Raw genomic sequence first — 15276 nt, forward strand, 5'->3', positions numbered from 1 at the left:
TCACAAGTCGGAGAGAGCAGCAGAATCCGTCCAGCCTGTTAAAATGCCCGCCCATTTCGCTACAGACCCCTTTTTTCGTCATGTCCCGACTCAATCCCCGGCAGCAAGAAGCCGTGAACTACGTCGGCGGCCCTCTTTTGGTGCTCGCCGGTGCTGGCTCCGGCAAGACCAGTGTAATCACGCGCAAGATCGCCCACCTGATCCAGAACTGCGGCATTCGCGCGCAGTACATCGTCGCCATGACCTTCACCAACAAGGCCGCGCGGGAGATGAAGGAACGGGTCGGCACCCTGCTGCGCAGTGGCGAGGGCCGCGGCCTGACCGTGTCGACCTTCCACAACCTGGGGCTGAACATCATCCGCAAGGAGCATGTGCGGCTGGGCTACAAACCGGGCTTCTCGATCTTCGACGAGACCGACGTCAAGGCCCTGATGACCGACATCATGCAAAAGGAATACTCGGGCGACGACGGCGTCGACGAGATCAAGAACATGATCGGCGCCTGGAAGAACGACCTGATCCTGCCGGCCCAGGCCCTGGAAAACGCGCGCAACCCCAAGGAACAGACCGCTGCCATCGTCTACACCCACTACCAGCGCACGCTCAAGGCGTTCAACGCGGTGGACTTCGATGACCTGATCCTGCTGCCGGTGAAGCTGTTCGAGGAACACGCCGACATCCTGGAGAAGTGGCAGAACAAGGTGCGCTACCTGCTGGTGGACGAATACCAGGACACCAACGCCAGCCAGTACCTGCTGGTGAAAATGCTCATCGGCAAGCGCAACCAGTTCACCGTGGTGGGCGACGACGACCAGTCGATCTACGCCTGGCGCGGCGCCCGCCCGGAAAACCTGATGCTGCTCAAGGAAGACTACCCGTCCTTGAAGGTGGTGATGCTCGAGCAGAACTACCGCTCCACCAGCCGCATCCTGCGCTGCGCCAACGTGCTGATCTCCAACAACCCCCACGAGTTCGAGAAACAGCTGTGGAGCGAGATGGGCCATGGCGACGAGATCCGCGTGATCCGCTGCCGCAACGAGGACGCCGAGGCCGAGCGGGTGGCCATGGAAATCCTCAGCCTGCACCTGCGCACCGACCGGCCCTACAGCGATTTCGCGATCCTCTATCGCGGCAACTACCAGGCCAAGCTGATCGAGCTGAAGCTGCAGCATCACCAGATCCCCTATCGCCTGTCGGGCGGCAACAGCTTCTTCGGGCGCCAGGAAGTGAAGGATCTGATGGCCTACTTCCGCCTGATCGTGAACCCGGACGACGACAACGCCTTCCTGCGGGTGATCAACGTGCCGCGCCGGGAAATCGGCTCCACCACCCTGGAAAAACTCGGCAACTACGCCACCGAACGCAAGATCTCGATGTACGCCGCCACCGACGAAATCGGCCTGGGCGAGCACCTGGACAGCCGCTTCACCGACCGCCTGGCGCGCTTCAAGCGCTTCATGGACAAGGTGCGCGAGCAGTGCGCCGGCGAAGACCCGATTTCCGCCCTGCGCAGCATGGTCATGGACATCGACTACGAGAACTGGCTGCGCACCAACAGCTCCAGCGACAAGGCCGCCGACTACCGCATGGGTAACGTGTGGTTCCTGATCGAGGCGCTGAAGAACACCCTGGAAAAAGACGAAGACGGCGAAATGACCGTCGAAGACGCCATCGGCAAACTGGTGTTGCGCGACATGCTGGAGCGTCAGCAGGAAGAGGAAGACGGCGCCGAAGGCGTGCAGATGATGACCCTGCATGCCTCCAAGGGCCTGGAATTCCCCTATGTGTTCATCATGGGCATGGAGGAGGAAATCCTCCCCCACCGTTCCAGTATCGAAGCCGACACCATCGAGGAAGAACGCCGCCTGGCCTACGTGGGCATCACCCGCGCGCGCCAGACCCTGGCCTTCACCTTCGCCGCCAAGCGCAAGCAGTACGGTGAAGTCATCGACTGCGCGCCCAGCCGCTTCCTCGACGAACTGCCGCCGGACGACCTGGCGTGGGAAGGCAACGATGACACCCCGACCGAAGTCAAAGCCGTGCGCGGCAACAACGCACTGGCGGATATACGGGCGATGTTAAAACGCTAGAATTGAACACTTTTTAGCCGCAGCATTTTCAACCCAAGCATTTTTAACCGAACACCTTTTATCAGAGCTCAGGCGCACAAGGCGTCAACAGAGGAAAGCTTCATGGAAGCACTGCACAAGAAAATCCGCGAAGAAGGCATCGTGCTTTCCGACCAGGTCCTGAAAGTCGACGCCTTTCTGAACCACCAGATCGACCCGGCCTTGATGAAGCTGATCGGCGACGAATTCGCCACGCTGTTCAAGGACTCGGGCATCACCAAGATCGTCACCATCGAAGCCTCGGGCATCGCGCCGGCGATCATGACCGGCCTGAACCTGGGCGTACCGGTGATCTTCGCGCGCAAGCACCAGTCCCTGACCCTGACCGAGAACCTGCTGTCGGCGACCGTGTACTCGTTCACCAAGCAGACCGAAAGCACCGTGGCGATTTCCCCGCGCCACCTGACCAGCAGCGACCGCGTGCTGATCATCGATGACTTCCTGGCCAACGGTAAGGCGTCCCAGGCGCTGATCTCGATCATCAAGCAGGCGGGCGCCACCGTGGCCGGCCTGGGCATCGTGATCGAGAAGTCGTTCCAGGGCGGCCGCGCCGAACTGGACGCGCAAGGCTACCGCGTGGAATCCCTGGCCCGGGTCAAGTCCCTGGCCGATGGCGTGGTGACCTTTATCTAAGAGGCTTCGCCTCTTGATCGCGGGCAAGCCTCGCTCCTACAGAGACCACCCGCTTCTGTAGGAGCAGCCGGTCGACACTCGATTGCCCGCGATGACGCCGCCAGGCGTCTACCTCATGCCTGCGCCGTCTCCCGCAGCGCCGCCAGCAACAAACGCTGATAGATCTCCTCGCGCCAACCATCGGGCTTCACCAGCTGCATCCGCTGCAGATGCGCCGGAAACGCCTCGGGCGGTGGGGCATCCAGCGCCGCCTTGCCCAATTCGAGAATCTCGCTGAGCTTGAACTTGCTCTTCAGCCAGTTCAGCGCCCGCAGCAAATCCCGCTCCTCTGCGCTGAAGTCGCTGCCCAACGGATATTCCGGGAACAGGTGCCGGTGCCGCGCCTGGATCGCCAGCAGGCGTTGCGGGTGGTTGTCGGTAAAACGCGGATCGAGGCGGAAATCCCTGGGCAGCTTGCCGGCCTTCTGCGCTTGTTCGATCAGGCCCGGCTGGAAACGCGAGTCGCTGATATTGAGCAGCGCTTCGATGACCTTCACATCGGTCTTGCCGCGCAGATCGGCGATGCCGTACTCGGTGACCACAATGTCCCGCAGGTGCCGCGGGATGGTGCAATGGCCGTATTCCCAGACGATGTTGGAACTGACCAGGCCCGCGGATTCGCGCCAGCTGCGCAGGATCAGGATCGAGCGCGCGCCTCGCAGCGCATGGCCCTGGGCGACAAAGTTGTATTGCCCGCCGACGCCACTGAGCACCCGGCCGTCTTCCAACTGATCCGCCACCCCGGCGCCCAGCAGGGTGACCATGATCGAACTGTTGATGAACCGCGCATTCTGGCGCTGCAGGCGCTTGAGTTCTTCGTGGCCGTACAGCTCGTTGATGTAGCTGATGGCGGTCATGTTGAACTCGCCGAGCTTGCTCTTGGGCAGATCCCTGAGGCGCTGGTAGAAGCTTCGTGGCCCGAGGAAAAAGCCGCCATGTACCGACACTCCGCCCAGCGCCTGGTTTTCATCCAGCGTCCCGGCGTTGGCCTGTTGCTGCAGGGCCACCGAAGGGTAGACCTTGCGCCGTACGATGCCGGCATCGGCCAGGGCCAGCAGGCCGTTGACGAACATCTCGCTGCAGCCATACAGGCCCTTGGCGAAAGGCTCCACCCCGCCTTCGCGCTCGATCAGCGGCTTCCAGCCCTGGATCTCCAGGTCCGCCAGCAGCGCCCGATAACCGTCGTTGTCCGCCTGGCGTGCCAGCAACGCCGCCGTCAATGCATCGCCCATGGAGCCGATGCCGATCTGCAGGGTGCCGCCGTCGCGCACCAGGGTGCTGGCGTGCAGGCCGATAAAGTGATCCTGGAACCCCACCGGCATGTTCGGCGTGGAAAACAGCGTGCTGCCCTCCTCTTCGTCGATCAGCAGGTCGAAGGTCGCGGCGTCGATTTCGGCGTCGCCCGGCATGTAAGGCAGGTCGCGATGCACCTGGCCCAGCAGCAGGATGGTTTCGCCGGCGGCACGTCGCTCGGCGATCATTGGCAACAGGTCGAGGGTGATGTCCGGGTTGCAACTCAGGCTCAGGCGGTCGGCTTGCTGCGGGTCCCGGGCCACCAGTTGCGCGACCAGGTTCAGGCCGGCGGCATTGATGTCGCGCGCGGCGTGGCTGTAGTTGCTGCAGACATAATCCTGCTGCGCCGCCGGGCTGTTGAGCAGGCTGCCGGGCTGCATGAAGAACTGTTCGATATGGATATTGGCCGGCACCTGGTTGCGGTGCAGGTCGGCGAGAAAGTCCAGCTCGGGGTAGTCGCCGAAGACCTGCTCGATGAAAGGCTCGAGGAAGCGCCGTTGCAGGCCATCGCCCAGCGGCGGGCGGCCCAGGCTCAGGGCGGTGTAAATGGTCAGTTGGCGCTCGGGCAGTTGCGCGATGCGACGATACAGGGCATTGGCGAAGCGGTTGGGTTTGCCCAGCCCCAGGGGCATGCCCAGGTGAATATGCGCCGGCAAGCGTGCTAGGACCTCATCGACCGCCAGCTCGATAGAACATGACTGCACCATCCGATCCTCCAGAACCTTCCATGAATTTGAGGTTGGACCGAGCTTGCCGGGTCTTTGCTGCAATGAACAGTAGCGGCCGAATCGCAGGCATGAAAAAAGCCGCTCGTGAGCGGCTTTTTTGCGCAAGATCCGTGCTTATTTCAAACCGGACATCTTCTGGATGGCGCCTTTGAGCTCTTCATCGGAGCAGTCGGCGCAGGTGCCTTTAGGCGGCATCGCGTTGATACCGGTAATGGCCTTGGCCAGGATGCCGTCGAGGCCACCCTGGTGATCCGCGCGCTCTTTCCAGGCAGCGGCGTCGCCGATTTTCGGCGCGCCCAACAGGCCGGAGCCGTGGCAAGCATTGCAATGCTTGGCAATCACTTCGTCTGGAGTCTTCGCACCACCGCCACCGGCGGCAACAGCGACTTCCATACCCTTGCATTCCTGACCCTGGACGCAGACCTGGCCAACCGGCTCAAGGCGCTTGGCAATGTCGTCGTTGGTCGCAGCTTGAGCGCTGACAGCCCAGAGGGCCAATACGGTTGCTGGTGCAGCCAGCATTTTCATAATTAGGTTCACGCGTACACCCTCAATGGTGGCTAGTCACGCCCACGGCCACGGTTTCGCGGGCGGGCGCAAGTATAGCGGTTAGCCCGCCACTCCGAAACAACCCTAGATTCAAAGGGGGATTAGAGAGAGGCGAAATGCTGCTTCGGGCACCGCTGCAATCCTTGCAGGACGCCTCTTCTATTAGAAGTTCGCGGGCGTGGCTGCGCTGATTAGTCGCGCGGGTGCATCGAAAGGATTACGGAAACGGTGCGGCTTGGTGCTTTCGAAATAGTAGCTGTCACCGGCTTCGAGCACGAATGTCTCAAGACCCACCACCAGCTCCAGGCGTCCTTCCACGAGAATCCCGGTTTCCTCGCCTTCATGGGTGAGCATCTCTTCGCCGGTATCGGCGCCCGGCGGATAGATCTCGTTGAGAAAAGCGATCGCCCGGCTAGGATGCGCCCGGCCCACCAGCTTCATGGTCACCGCGCCATCGGAAATATCGATCAACTCGTTGGCTTTGTAGACGATCTGGGTGGGTTTTTCCTGGAGGATTTCTTCCGAGAAAAACTCGACCATCGACATGGGAATGCCGCCAAGAACCTTTCTCAGCGAACTGATCGAGGGGCTGACGCTGTTCTTCTCGATCATCGAAATGGTGCTGTTGGTGACGCCCGCGCGCTTGGCGAGTTCACGCTGGGAAAGGCCTTTGAGTTTACGGATGGATTGCAGTCGTTCACCGACGTCCAATGCGGCAGCCTCCTAGGGATCAGGCGTTGTTGTAGTTGAGCGTTATCATGGCGATAGCGTTCAGTATTTACAACACTTGGGCCCCAATCCCAGGGGGCAAGGCGACTTTCGGCAATGCGCTGTGCCGCTCAGTCCCCGGAATAGACGCGTGGCACCCGGCGCAGGTTGCAGAACAGCTGATAAGGGATGGTGTCGGCCGCGGCCGCCAGCTCGCTGGCGAGGATGTTCTTGCCCCACAGCTCGACGGTAGAACCCAGCCCGGCCTCTGGCACCTCGGTCAGGTCGATGCACAGCATGTCCATGGAAACCCGGCCGAGCAGCTGGGTACGCTGCCCCGCCACCAGCACTGGCGCACCGGTCGGCGCATGCCGCGGATAACCGTCGGCGTACCCCATGGCCACCACGCCGATCCGCATCGGCCGTGGTGTGACGAATTTGGCGCCGTACCCCACCGGCTCGCCGGCCGGCAGTTCACGCACGCAGATCACCTTCGACTCCAGGGTCATCACCGGTTGCAGGCGCGCGGCCAATGGATGCGGCTCTTCGAACGGGGTCGAGCCATACAGCATGATGCCGGGGCGCACCCAGTCGCTGGGGATGTGCGGCCAGCCGAGCACGGCCGGCGAGTTGCGCAGGCTGATCTCGGCGGACAAGCCCTGGCGCGCCGCCTCGAACACCGCGACCTGCTCGTCGCTGCTGCTGCAACTGAGCTCGTCGGCGCGGGCGAAATGGCTCATCAATACGATCTTCGCCACCTTGCCGCTGGCCAGCAGCCGCTGATAGGCCGGCTGGTAATCCTTGGGATGCAGGCCGACGCGGTGCATGCCCGAATCCAGCTTGAGCCATACCGTCAGCGGCTTGGCGACGGTGGCCTGCTCGATGGCCTCCAGCTGCCACAGCGAATGCACCACGCACCAGAAATCATGTTCGACGATCAGGTCCAGCTCATCGGCCTCGAAAAAACCTTCAAGCAGCAATATCGGCGCGCGAATCCCCGCCGCACGCAGCTCCAGGGCTTCTTCAATACAGGCCACGGCAAAGCCGTCGGCCTCGGCTTCCAGTGCCTGGGCACAGCGCACCGCGCCATGGCCATAGGCATCGGCCTTGATCACCGCGAGCGCACGGGCGCCCGGCGAGGCTTCGCGGGCCAGTTGGTAGTTGTGACGCAGGGCTTGAAGATCGATCAGGGCACGGGCAGGACGCATGGCGGCAGACTTCTAGGCGGTCATGTGGGAAGAAAAAACCGGCGCTGGCGGATGGCGTGAGCCATCCATTAACAGCACCGGGAGAGGGATCTTGCTTAAGGCAGAGCGGCCACGACGGACAACTCGACCAGGATTTCCGGTTCGCAGAGCTTGGCTTCGACGGTTGCGCGGGCCGGGGCGACGCCTTTCGGCAGCCACTGGTCCCATACGCTGTTCATCCCGGCGAAGTGCGCATCGATGTCCTTCAGGTAGATGGTCACCGACAGCAGGCGCGACTTGTCGGTGCCGGCCAGGTCCAGCAAACGCTCGATGTTGGCGAGGGTTTCACGGGTCTGCTGCTCAATCCCCGCGTTCAGGTCGTCGCCGACTTGCCCAGCCAGATACACAGTACCGCTGTGGACGACGATCTGGCTCATGCGCTCATTGGTGAGCTGGCGCTGGATTGACATGTTTTGCAGGCTCCTGAGGATTACCGTAACGAGAAATATCGAGACCTTCGGCGCTGATCTGCGGCTTTTTCTTCGCCATCAGATCGGCCAGCAGACGACCGGAACCACAGGCCATGGTCCAGCCAAGCGTGCCATGGCCGGTGTTCAAGAACAGGTTGCGCATGGGCGTGGCGCCAACGATCGGCGTGCCGTCCGGGGTGGTGGGACGCAGGCCGGTCCAGAAACTGGCCTGGGACAGATCACCGCCCTGAGGATAAAGATCGTTGACGATCATCTCCAGCGTTTCGCGCCGACGCGGGTTGAGCGAGAGGTCAAAACCGGCGATTTCCGCCATGCCGCCAACGCGAATACGGTTGTCGAAACGGGTGATCGCCACCTTGTAGGTTTCGTCGAGAATGGTCGAAGTCGGGGCCATGGCCGGGTTGGTGATCGGCACGGTCAGCGAGTACCCCTTGAGCGGATACACCGGGGCCTTGATGCCCAGTGGCTTGAGCAGTTGTGGCGAGTAGCTGCCCAGGGCCAGCACGTAGCGGTCGGCGGTTTCCAGCTTGCCGTCGATCCAGACGCCGTTGATGCGGTCACCGGCGAAGTCCAGGCGCTGGATGTCCTGGTCGAAGCGGAATTCCACACCCAGCTTGGTGCACATTTGCGCCAGGCGCGTGGTGAACATCTGGCAGTCGCCAGTCTGGTCGTTCGGCAGGCGCAGGGCGCCGGCCAGGATGTCGGTCACGCTGGCCAGGGCCGGCTCGACGCGGGCGATGCCCTCGCGGTCCAGCAGCTCGAAAGGCACGCCGGATTCCTTGAGCACGGCGATATCCTTGGCCGCACCATCCAGTTGCGCCTGGGTGCGGAACAGCTGGGTGGTCCCCAGGCTGCGGCCTTCATAGGCAATGCCGGTTTCCGCGCGCAGTTCGTCGAGGCAGTCGCGGCTGTACTCGGACAGGCGGACCATGCGCTCCTTGTTCACCGCGTAGCGGGCAGCGGTGCAGTTGCGCAGCATCTGCGCCATCCACAGGTATTGATCGATGTCGGCGGTGGCCTTGATCGCCAGCGGCGCGTGGCGCTGCAGCAGCCACTTGATGGCCTTGAGCGGTACGCCCGGCGCGGCCCAGGGCGAGGCATAACCCGGCGAAACCTGGCCGGCGTTGGCGAAGCTGGTTTCCATGGCAACGGCCGGTTGGCGGTCGACAACGGTCACTTCGAAACCGGCACGGGCCAGATAGTAGGCACTGGTGGTACCGATCACGCCGCTACCCAAGACCAGAACGCGCATTTTCATATCCCTCATCGCGGATAACCGCTGACGTTTGTTATTCAGAGCGAAGATGCGCGCAGTATAAAAAGCAATGACCAGTGCTTTTCACTATATAAACACCTATATTTGGCGAGAATTCTCGGCAAAAACCCTTTTCACGGAGGCGCATCCCCTATGCGTACCAACCATCAGACAAAGCGTGAGCTGGACAAGATAGATCGCAATATCCTGCGCATCCTGCAGGCCGATGGGCGCATCTCCTTTACCGAGCTGGGGGAAAAGGTCGGGCTATCGACCACGCCGTGCACCGAGCGGGTCCGCCGCCTGGAGCGCGAAGGCATCATCATGGGCTACAACGCCCGGCTCAACCCGCAGCACCTCAAGGGTAGCCTGCTGGTGTTCGTCGAAATCAGCCTGGACTACAAGTCCGGCGACACCTTCGAGGAGTTCCGCCGCGCCGTGCTGAAACTGCCGCACGTACTGGAATGCCACCTGGTGTCGGGGGACTTCGACTATCTGGTGAAGGCGCGGATTTCCGAAATGGCCTCGTACCGCAAACTGCTGGGCGACATCCTGCTCAAGCTGCCCCACGTGCGCGAATCCAAGAGCTATATCGTGATGGAAGAGGTGAAAGAGAGCCTGAGCCTGCCGATTCCGGATTGATTGCAACGAGCCGAGACCAGTGTTGTCAGGGTAATCGCTATCGCGGGCAATCGAGCGTGGACCGGCCGCTCCTACGGGACCGGTGCAACCTGTAGGAGCGAGGCTTGCCCGCGATTGCTTTGGGTCAGACCAACACCTGCCGGGTGCTCGCCATGTATTCATGGATCTGCTTCTCCACCCGCGGGTGGATCAGCTCCACCGGGCGCCGGCCATTGGGGCATGGCAGGCTCGGCGTGGTGCCGAACAGGCGACAGATCAGCGGCCGCTCGTCATACACCGTGCAGCCATTGGGCCCCAGGTGCACACAATTCAGCTCTTCCATCGCCGCGTCCTGCTCGGCCCGGGTCTTGCGCGGCAGGCGCGACATCTCTTCGGTCGAAGTGGTGACCGGACCACAGCAGTCGTGACAGCCGGGCACGCACTCGAACGAGGGGATCTGCTGTCGGAGCGTGCGGATTTTCTGGCTGTTGCAGCTCATCGAAGCGTTTACCGGGAGTCTGGAGAGGCCGCGATTTTGCCCTAAAAGCCTTGTAGCAGACAGCACTGGCCGACCAATGTTGCCGCGCCGGAAAGGTCCGGCTTATGCTCCGTCAAATTTTCCAAACACACGAATCAGGATGATCCACATGAACACCCGTGTTCAGCCGTCGGGGCCAGGCCATTCGCACCCCGCCTCCTACTACGCCGCCAGCAGCCTGCCCCAGCCCGATTATCCGGCGCTGGCCGGCGAGCATCAGGCGGACGTATGCGTGGTCGGCGGCGGCTTCTCCGGGCTCAACACCGCGATCGAGCTGGCCGAGCGCGGGCTCAGCGTCATTCTGCTGGAAGCGCGCAAGATCGGCTGGGGCGCCAGCGGGCGCAACGGTGGGCAACTGATTCGCGGAGTGGGTCACGGCCTCGAGCAGTTCGCCTCAATAATCGGCGAAGACGGCGTACGCCAGATGAAACTGATGGGCCTGGAAGCAGTAGAAATCGTCCGCCAGCGTATCGAACGCTTCCAGATCCCTTGCGACCTGACCTGGGGTTATTGCGACCTGGCCAATAAACCGCGCGACCTCGAAGGTTTCGCCGAAGATGCCCAGGAGTTGCGCGACCTGGGCTATCGCCATGCAACCCGCCTGCTGCAAGCCCATGAGATGCACAGCGTGGTGGGTTCCGACCGTTACGTCGGCGGCCTGATCGACATGGGCTCGGGGCACCTGCACCCGCTGAACCTGGCCCTGGGCGAAGCCGCGGTCGCGCAGCAACTGGGCGTGCGCCTGTTCGAACACTCGGCCGTGACCCGCATCGATTACGGGCCGCAGGTCAAAGTCCATACCGCCCAGGGCTCAGTGCGCGCCAGCACTCTGGTGCTGGGCTGCAACGCCTACCTCAACGATCTCAACCCGCAACTGGGTGGCAAGGTGCTGCCCGCCGGCAGTTACATCATCGCCACCGAACCCTTGAGCGAAGAGCTGGCCCACGCCCTGTTGCCGCAGAACATGGCGGTCTGCGACCAGCGGGTGGCCCTGGACTATTACCGCCTTTCGGCCGACCGGCGCTTGCTGTTCGGCGGCGCCTGCCACTATTCCGGCCGCGACCCGCGGGATATTGCCGCTTACATGCGGCCGAAAATGCTGCAGGTGTTCCCGCAACTGGCAGCGGTGAAGATCGACTATCAATGGGGCGGCATGATCGGCATCGGCGCCAACCGCCTGCCACAGATCGGCCGTCTAAAAGACCAGCCCAATGTGTATTACGCCCAGGCCTACTCGGGCCACGGCGTGAATGCCACGCACCTGGCCGGCAAGTTGCTGGCCGAAGCCATCAGCGGCCAGCAGGGCGGTGGTTTCGATCTGTTCGCCCAGGTCCCGCACATCACTTTCCCGGGCGGCAAGCACCTGCGTTCGCCGCTGCTGGCGCTGGGGATGCTCTGGCATCGGTTGAAAGAACTGGTCTGAAGGCATCTATAGCCGCCACACGACAGGTATGAAAAAGGCCGCATCCGGGGAAATCGGATGCGGCCTTTTGCGGTCGCTGCGCAACCGATCGCAGGCTGCGCCAGCGGCTACCGATCGCGAGGGCTTTCAAAGCCGCCAGAACGGCTTGAGCCCTTCCTGCCGCGCCTGTTCGCGACTCAGGCCGATATCGCGCAACTGTTCGGTGGTCAGCTCAAGCAGTGCCTTGCGTGTACGCAGTCGATGCCAGTACAGGCCCCAGAGACCGAGGCCGGACGGCGCATTGTGGACGGACGTCGCCCCTGCTGCCCGCTCCTGCCCAGCCGCCAGTTCCTGACTGTGTAACGACAGACGCACATCGCTCAAGCCGTTCATTTTTGCTGCTCCTGTTTACTTGGGTCGCTATGAGCAGACATCATGCACGGGAGCCAAAAACCATTACAGATTCAAAGTACCGCTATTATCTCCATACAGAATTTCCCCTATCCGGGCTGAATCCTGTAATTTTGCGCCATCTGTACTGGTTACCCGATTCAATCACCCCGAGGCTGCGCCATGACCCTGTATGTCAATCTCGCCGAACTGCTGGGCACACGTATCGAACAAGGCTTCTATCGCCCCGGCGACCGACTGCCCTCGGTACGGGCCTTGAGTGTCGAACACGGGGTCAGCCTGAGTACCGTGCAGCAGGCTTATCGGGTGCTGGAAGACAGCGGCCTGGCGACGCCCAAGCCCAAGTCCGGCTACTTCGTGCCGGTCAGCCGCGAGCTGCCGGCACTGCCCGCAGTGGGTCGCCCGGCGCAGCGGCCGGTGGAGATTTCGCAGTGGGACCAGGTGCTGGAACTGATCCGCAGCGTGCCGCGCAAGGACATCGTCCAGCTGGGCCGCGGCATGCCCGACGTCACTAGCCCGACCCTCAAGCCCCTGCTGCGCGGGCTCGCCCGCATCAGCCGGCGCCAGGACATGCCCGGTCTGTATTACGACACCATCTACGGCGTGCACGAACTGCGTGAACAGCTGGCGCGGCTGATGCTCGATTCCGGCTGCCAGCTCGGCGCCAACGACCTGGTGATCACCACCGGCTGCCATGAAGCCTTGTCCACCAGCATCCGTGCCACCTGCGAGCCCGGGGATATCGTCGCCGTCGACTCGCCGAGCTTCCACGGCGCCATGCAGACCCTCAAGGGCCTGGGCATGAAGGCCCTGGAAATCCCCACCGACCCACTCACCGGCATCAGCCTCGACGCCCTGGAACTGGCCCTGGAGCAATGGCCGATCAAGGCCATACAGTTGACCCCCAACTGCAACAACCCGCTGGGCTATATCATGCCGGAGTCGCGCAAGCGGGCCCTGCTGACCCTGGCCCAGCGCTTCGATGTGGCGATCATCGAAGACGATGTGTATGGCGAGCTGTCCTACACCTACCCGCGCCCGCGGACCATCAAGTCGTTCGACGACGATGGCCGGGTGCTGCTGTGCAGCTCCTTCTCCAAGACCCTGGCGCCGGGCCTGCGCATCGGCTGGGTCGCCCCCGGGCGCTATCTGGAACGAGTGCTGCACATGAAATACATCAGCACCGGCTCCACCGCGCCGCAGCCGCAGATCGCCATCGCCGAGTTCCTCAAGAGCGGCAATTTCGAGCCGCACCTGCGGCGCATGCGCACCCAGTACCAGCGCAATCGCGACCTGATGATCGACTGGGTCAGCCGCTATTTCCCCACGGGTACCCGCGCCAGCCGGCCGCAAGGCGGGTTCATGCTGTGGGTCGAACTGCCGGAAGGTTTCGATACCCTGCGCCTGAACCGCGCGCTGCTCGGCCAGGGCGTGCAGATTGCCGTGGGCAGCATCTTTTCGGCCTCGGGCAAGTACCGCAACTGCCTGCGGATGAACTACGCTGCCAAGCCAACGGCACAGATCGAGGAAGCCGTGCGCAAAGTCGGCGCAGCCGCCATCAAGCTGCTGGCTGAAGATTGCGCAACGGACTGACCTTTTCCTGTGAAACCGGCGTCACAGCTAGACCATCGCAGCGATTCGAGATGAGCTGACTTGAGATCCAGACAGGCCCTGGCCTTCCTTATGCTGATCGCGCTGTGCCTGAGCGGCTGCGTCAGCCTCGATGTGCCTCACGAGCCCAGCCAGGCACTGCCGGCCACCGACTCGGCCTTCGGTCGCTCGATCCAGGCCCAGGCCGCCCCCTATCAGGGACGCTCGGGCTTTCGCCTGCTGTCCGACAGCAGCGAAGCCTTCATGGCCCGCGCCGAGCTGATCCGCAACGCCCAAAGCAGCCTCGACCTGCAGTACTACATCGTCCATGACGGCATCAGCACCCGGATGCTGGTGGACGAACTGCTCAAGGCCGCCGACCGCGGCGTGCGCATCCGCATTCTGCTGGACGACACCACCAGCGACGGCCTGGACCAGATCATGGCCACCCTCGCCGCCCATCCGCGGATACAGATCCGCCTGTTCAACCCCCTGCACCTGGGGCGCAGCACTGGCGTGACCCGTACCATGGGTCGTCTGTTCAACCTGTCGCTGCAACATCGACGCATGCACAACAAGCTGTGGCTGGCGGACAACAGCGCGGCCATCGTTGGCGGGCGCAACCTGGGGGACGAGTACTTCGACGCCGAACCCAACCTGAACTTCACCGACATCGACATCCTCGGTTTCGGCCCGGTGGCCGAACAGCTCGGGCACAGCTTCGACCAGTACTGGAACAGCGCCCTGAGCAAACCCATCGGCGAGTTTCTGTCGCGCCTGCCATCGGCCAAGGAACTGGCCAACACCCGGCTGCGCCTGCAGCAATCGCTGGACGACGCCCAGCAGCAGGAGCATGCCCTGTTCCAGGAACTCAAGGCCTATCGGACCCAGCCACGCATGGACGTCTGGCGCAAAGAACTGATCTGGGCCTGGAACCAGGCGCTGTGGGATGCCCCGAGCAAGGTCCTGTCCAACGGCGAGCCCGACCCGCACCTGCTGTTGACCACCCAGCTGGCGCCGGAGCTACAGAGCGTCAGTAAAGAGTTGATGATGGTTTCGGCCTATTTCGTCCCCGGCCAGCCAGGCCTGGTCTACCTCACCGGACGTGCCGACGCCGGGGTTGCGGTGAGCCTGCTGACCAACTCCCTGGAAGCCACCGACGTGCCGGCGGTCCACGGCGGCTACGCGCCGTATCGCAAGGCGCTGCTGCAACACGGCGTGAAACTCTATGAACTGAGACGCCAACCCGGTAACGGCGGCGGCAGCGGCCCTCATCTGTTCCATAGCGCGTCGTATCCTGGCTCGGACTCCAGCCTGCACAGCAAGGCGATGATTTTCGACCGCCAGAAGTCCTTTATCGGCTCCTTCAATTTCGACCCGCGCTCGGTGCTGTGGAACACCGAAGTCGGGGTGCTGGTGGACAGCCCCGAGCTGGCCGAGCGCGTTCGCGGCCTGGCGCTGCAAGGCATGGCGCCGGCCCTGAGCTACGAGGCGAAGCTGCAGAACGGCAAGCTGGTCTGGGTCACCGAAGACAACCAGCAACTGCACACTCTGACCCGCGAGCCTGGCAGCTGGTGGCGGCGCTTCAATGCCTGGATGAGCAATACCATCGGCCTCGAACGGATGCTCTGAGCCCAGCCCTTGCAGGAGCGAGGCTTGCCCGCGATAGCGGAACTACATTCAATCAAGATGTTGACTGTCA

At 62.7% G+C, this 15276-nt stretch carries 14 protein-coding genes; 6 read left to right on the top strand and 8 right to left on the bottom strand.

The window, feature by feature from the left end:
• Positions 1–80 precede the first annotated feature (80 nt).
• Together rep and CXQ81_RS01045 are read left to right on the top strand one after the other, a co-directional pair.
• Positions 81–2090, top strand: a complete 2010-nt coding sequence (gene rep, locus CXQ81_RS01040; RefSeq protein WP_007932416.1) for a DNA helicase Rep — start codon at positions 81–83, stop codon at positions 2088–2090.
• A 102-nt stretch (positions 2091–2192) separates the two neighbouring features.
• Entirely contained in the window at positions 2193–2762 is a 570-nt protein-coding gene (locus CXQ81_RS01045; protein ID WP_007932417.1) for a xanthine phosphoribosyltransferase, read from the top strand.
• A gap of 113 nt (positions 2763–2875) precedes the next feature.
• Here CXQ81_RS01045 and CXQ81_RS01050 read toward each other — a convergent pair whose 3' ends face one another.
• From CXQ81_RS01050 to dadA, 6 genes are all read right to left on the bottom strand, one after another.
• Complete coding sequence (locus CXQ81_RS01050; RefSeq protein WP_101336267.1) at positions 2876–4801, bottom strand: acetyl-CoA hydrolase/transferase C-terminal domain-containing protein; 1926 nt, start codon at positions 4799–4801, stop codon at positions 2876–2878.
• 135 nt (positions 4802–4936) lie between these two features.
• Positions 4937–5350: a cytochrome c5 family protein gene (locus CXQ81_RS01055; protein WP_009046174.1), complete on the bottom strand. Its 414-nt coding sequence runs from the start codon at positions 5348–5350 to the stop codon at positions 4937–4939.
• A gap of 183 nt (positions 5351–5533) precedes the next feature.
• Positions 5534–6082 carry a cupin domain-containing protein gene (locus CXQ81_RS01060; protein ID WP_007932420.1) on the bottom strand — a complete coding sequence of 183 codons (549 nt, stop codon included), beginning with the start codon at positions 6080–6082 and terminating at the stop codon, positions 5534–5536.
• Between the two features lie 128 nt (positions 6083–6210).
• Complete coding sequence (gene alr / locus CXQ81_RS01065; RefSeq protein ID WP_009046175.1) at positions 6211–7287, bottom strand: alanine racemase; 1077 nt, start codon at positions 7285–7287, stop codon at positions 6211–6213.
• A gap of 95 nt (positions 7288–7382) precedes the next feature.
• A complete protein-coding gene (locus CXQ81_RS01070) occupies positions 7383–7736 on the bottom strand; it encodes a RidA family protein (protein WP_009046176.1) in 354 nt (117 codons plus the stop codon).
• Positions 7708–9009 carry a D-amino acid dehydrogenase gene (gene dadA / locus CXQ81_RS01075; protein ID WP_053263273.1) on the bottom strand — a complete coding sequence of 434 codons (1302 nt, stop codon included), beginning with the start codon at positions 9007–9009 and terminating at the stop codon, positions 7708–7710. Before dadA ends, CXQ81_RS01070 begins: the two co-directional genes overlap by 29 nt.
• Positions 9010–9165: 156 nt before the next feature.
• Between dadA and CXQ81_RS01080 the strand changes: the two genes are divergently transcribed.
• Complete coding sequence (locus CXQ81_RS01080; RefSeq protein WP_007932443.1) at positions 9166–9654, top strand: Lrp/AsnC ligand binding domain-containing protein; 489 nt, start codon at positions 9166–9168, stop codon at positions 9652–9654.
• 124 nt (positions 9655–9778) lie between these two features.
• On the opposite strand, the gene CXQ81_RS01085 is transcribed toward CXQ81_RS01080, so the two are convergent.
• Positions 9779–10132: a YkgJ family cysteine cluster protein gene (locus tag CXQ81_RS01085; RefSeq protein WP_007932445.1), complete on the bottom strand. Its 354-nt coding sequence runs from the start codon at positions 10130–10132 to the stop codon at positions 9779–9781.
• 148 nt (positions 10133–10280) lie between these two features.
• On the opposite strand from CXQ81_RS01085, the gene CXQ81_RS01090 reads away from it, so the two are divergent.
• Entirely contained in the window at positions 10281–11594 is a 1314-nt protein-coding gene (locus tag CXQ81_RS01090) for an FAD-binding oxidoreductase (RefSeq protein WP_101336268.1), read from the top strand.
• A 126-nt stretch (positions 11595–11720) separates the two neighbouring features.
• Here the strand turns inward: CXQ81_RS01090 and CXQ81_RS01095 are convergent, their stop codons facing one another.
• Positions 11721–11966, bottom strand: coding sequence for a DUF1127 domain-containing protein (locus CXQ81_RS01095; protein ID WP_007921094.1), 246 nt, complete (start codon positions 11964–11966; stop codon positions 11721–11723).
• A 180-nt stretch (positions 11967–12146) separates the two neighbouring features.
• On the opposite strand from CXQ81_RS01095, the gene CXQ81_RS01100 reads away from it, so the two are divergent.
• Positions 12147–13577, top strand: coding sequence for a PLP-dependent aminotransferase family protein (locus CXQ81_RS01100; RefSeq protein WP_007921095.1), 1431 nt, complete (start codon positions 12147–12149; stop codon positions 13575–13577).
• A 60-nt stretch (positions 13578–13637) separates the two neighbouring features.
• Entirely contained in the window at positions 13638–15206 is a 1569-nt protein-coding gene (locus tag CXQ81_RS01105) for a phospholipase D family protein (protein WP_101336269.1), read from the top strand.
• Positions 15207–15276: the final 70 nt, after the last annotated feature.

The organism is Pseudomonas sp. 09C 129 (assembly GCF_002843625.1).
Taxonomy (GTDB): Bacteria; Pseudomonadota; Gammaproteobacteria; order Pseudomonadales; family Pseudomonadaceae; genus Aquipseudomonas; species Aquipseudomonas chlororaphis.

Excerpts from the sequence above, each read along its gene's own strand:
- rep (WP_007932416.1), top strand. The coding sequence starts at position 81 with ATGTCCCGACTCAATCCCCGGCAGCAAGAAGCCGTGAACTACGTCGGC.
- CXQ81_RS01045 (WP_007932417.1), top strand. The coding sequence starts at position 2,193 with ATGGAAGCACTGCACAAGAAAATCCGCGAAGAAGGCATCGTGCTTTCC.
- CXQ81_RS01050 (WP_101336267.1), bottom strand. The coding sequence starts at position 4,801 with ATGGTGCAGTCATGTTCTATCGAGCTGGCGGTCGATGAGGTCCTAGCA.
- CXQ81_RS01055 (WP_009046174.1), bottom strand. The coding sequence starts at position 5,350 with ATGAAAATGCTGGCTGCACCAGCAACCGTATTGGCCCTCTGGGCTGTC.
- alr (WP_009046175.1), bottom strand. The coding sequence starts at position 7,287 with ATGCGTCCTGCCCGTGCCCTGATCGATCTTCAAGCCCTGCGTCACAAC.
- CXQ81_RS01070 (WP_009046176.1), bottom strand. The coding sequence starts at position 7,736 with ATGTCAATCCAGCGCCAGCTCACCAATGAGCGCATGAGCCAGATCGTC.
- dadA (WP_053263273.1), bottom strand. The coding sequence starts at position 9,009 with ATGCGCGTTCTGGTCTTGGGTAGCGGCGTGATCGGTACCACCAGTGCC.
- CXQ81_RS01080 (WP_007932443.1), top strand. The coding sequence starts at position 9,166 with ATGCGTACCAACCATCAGACAAAGCGTGAGCTGGACAAGATAGATCGC.
- CXQ81_RS01085 (WP_007932445.1), bottom strand. The coding sequence starts at position 10,132 with ATGAGCTGCAACAGCCAGAAAATCCGCACGCTCCGACAGCAGATCCCC.
- CXQ81_RS01090 (WP_101336268.1), top strand. The coding sequence starts at position 10,281 with ATGAACACCCGTGTTCAGCCGTCGGGGCCAGGCCATTCGCACCCCGCC.
- CXQ81_RS01095 (WP_007921094.1), bottom strand. The coding sequence starts at position 11,966 with ATGAACGGCTTGAGCGATGTGCGTCTGTCGTTACACAGTCAGGAACTG.
- CXQ81_RS01100 (WP_007921095.1), top strand. The coding sequence starts at position 12,147 with ATGACCCTGTATGTCAATCTCGCCGAACTGCTGGGCACACGTATCGAA.